General features: G+C 26.7%; 2 protein-coding genes. Both read left to right on the top strand.

Annotation, left to right across the window (positions count from 1 at the left end; genetic code table 11):
- Positions 1-277 precede the first annotated feature (277 nt).
- A complete protein-coding gene (locus NSA58_RS18625) occupies positions 278-2,263 on the top strand; it encodes a GTP-binding protein (protein WP_039678591.1) in 1,986 nt (661 codons plus the stop codon).
- Positions 2,264-2,277: 14 nt separating this feature from the next.
- A partial coding sequence (locus NSA58_RS18620) for a M48 family metallopeptidase (RefSeq protein WP_257560826.1) occupies positions 2,278-2,630 on the top strand: 353 nt, incomplete at its 3' end.

Raw genomic sequence — 2,630 nt, 5'->3', positions numbered from 1 at the left:
ATAGAAGTTGATTATCAATTATAACTTATTTACAAATGAGAATAACTATCATATTTATATTAAATAAAAATAATAAATTTGTCAATGGAAATAGAAGATAAAATCCAATACACCTAAATAGAGCAATAGATACCCACTTTTCTACATGAAGTGGAGAGTGGCCTAAAATGTTTCGTAAACATGTAGCTCAAGCAAATTTTGGTGTGTAATCCATTTTACTAATACTTATGTAATGTGATAAGATAAGTTTATATATTATGACTAAATGAGGTGTAAGATGAATAAAATAATCGGTATTTTAGCTCACGTGGATAGTGGAAAAACTACTCTATGTGAACAAATACTTTATCATACAAATTCCATAAGAAAAAGAGGAAGGGTGGATCATAAAGATTCATACTTTGATAATAATCAAATAGAAAGACAAAGAGGCATTACTATATTTTCCAAGGAAGGGTATTTTAACTATAAAGATTCAAATTACTATTTAATAGATACACCAGGACATGTGGATTTTAGCCCAGAGATGGAAAGAAGTTTGAAGATGTTAGATTATGCTATTTTAATTATAAGTGGTGTGGAGAAAGTCCAGTCCCATAGTGAAACTATTTTTAATTATTTAAAAGAACATAATATACCAACCATTATTTTTGTAAATAAGATGGATAGAGATATATCAAATAGAGAAGAAATAAATATAAGTTTAAAAGAAAATTTATCTAAAGATATATTTGATTTCACAAAAGAATTAAACAAGAATATGAGTGATGAACTAATAGAATTTATTGCAGAAAAAGATGAAGAATTATTAGAAAGATTTTTAGATGATAATTTTGATTATGAGCTATGGTTTAAAAAGATTAAATCATTATTCAATAGTTGTAACATATATCCTTGTGTATTTGGCTCAGCTCTTTATGATGAAAATATAGGTGTACTTTTAGAAGTATTAGAGAGTTTGAGTGAAGCAAATTATGATGAAAACAAAAGCTTTAGTGGAAAGGTATATAAAATAAAAAGTGAAGAGAATAAACAAAAGCTAACTTTTATAAAAGTTTTGGAAGGTAAATTAAAAATTAAAGATGAACTTTCTTATATGGTCCAAAATGATATATTAAGAGAAAAAGTCAATGAAATAAGAATTTATAAAGGTGATAAATTTATAAAAAGAGATGAAGCTTTTGCTGGTGAAATAGTAGCTATAAAAGGTTTAAGTGAAGCTTATCCATCTAGACTTGTAATTTCTAGCAAAGAAGAAAATAGGCTTTATAATCTAGATAGTGAAGATGATAACTTTATTGTACCTACTTTAAGCACAAAAGTATTATTTGATGAAAGTGTAAATATTAAAGATGTTTACTCTTATTTTAAAATTTTAGGAGAAGAAGAAATATCATTAAATCCTACATATAGTGAAGAGCTTAAGGAAATTAAAATTAATATAATGGGCAAAATTCAGTTGGAAGTTTTAAAAGAAATAGTTTTAGAAAGGTTTAATCTGGAAGTTGACTTTGGTCCTTGTGAAATTTTATATAAAGAAACTATAAAAGATCAAACCATAGGTGTGGGTCATTTTGAACCATTAAGACATTACGCTGAAGTTGTACTAAAAATTGAACCAGCTAAAAGAAATAGTGGGATAAGCTTTGAAAGTTTAGCTCATGTGGATGATATTACTGTTGGTCATCAAAACTTAGTAAAGACTCATATATTTGAAAGAAGTCATAGGGGAATACTTGGTGGATATGAGCTTACGGATGTGAAAATAACTCTTTTGACAGGTAAAGAACATAATAAGCATACAGAAGGTGGCGACTTTAGACAAGCAACATTTAGAGCCTTAAGACAAGGTTTGGAACAAGTGGAAAATATACTACTGGAACCTTACTATAAATTTAAAATAGAAATAGATAATGATCATATGGGAAGAGTAATTTCAGATATACAAAAAATGAATGGAAGCTTTAATATAAAGGGCTCTAGTAATAATAAGTCAATTATAAGTGGTAGAGGGCCTGTTAGTGAATTTATGGATTATCCGCTTGAATTAATATCCTTCACTAAAGGAAGAGGAAGAATTAGCTTTAACTATGATGGATATGATGAATGTCATAATAGTGATAAAGTGTTAGAAATTAGAAATTACGATAAAAATAGTGATAAGCTTTATACTTCCAATTCAATATTTTGTTCAAAGGGACAAGGCTATACTGTAAAAGGTGAAGATGTAAAAAATCATATGCACTGTGAGATAAATATATAGCTTGGGAGAAGAAAATGAAAGAAAAATACAAAGTAATTTTAGATAATAAAAATAACTCAATTAACTTTTTATATAAGGAAGAAGTCATAGATGTTAATGTAGTTTATAGAAAAAGAAAAAATATATCCATTAGAATAATTCCAAAAAACACCATAGAAATAATTAGTCCAAGATCTGTATCTATTTCATTTTTAAAAAAAGTACTTGAGGAAAAGTCATCTTGGATAATGAAGACCTTAGATAAATTTGAACATGTTGATGAGAGTTTTAAGGATAGAAAATATGTTGATGGAGAAATATTTTACTATCTAGGAAAAGAATATGAACTAAAAATAATAGAAGATAAAAATATTCAAAATAATAAAAA

Source organism: Terrisporobacter muris (assembly GCF_024621905.1).
Taxonomy (GTDB): domain Bacteria; phylum Bacillota; class Clostridia; order Peptostreptococcales; family Peptostreptococcaceae; genus Terrisporobacter; species Terrisporobacter muris.
This window is presented reverse-complemented; position numbering and strand designations above follow the sequence as displayed.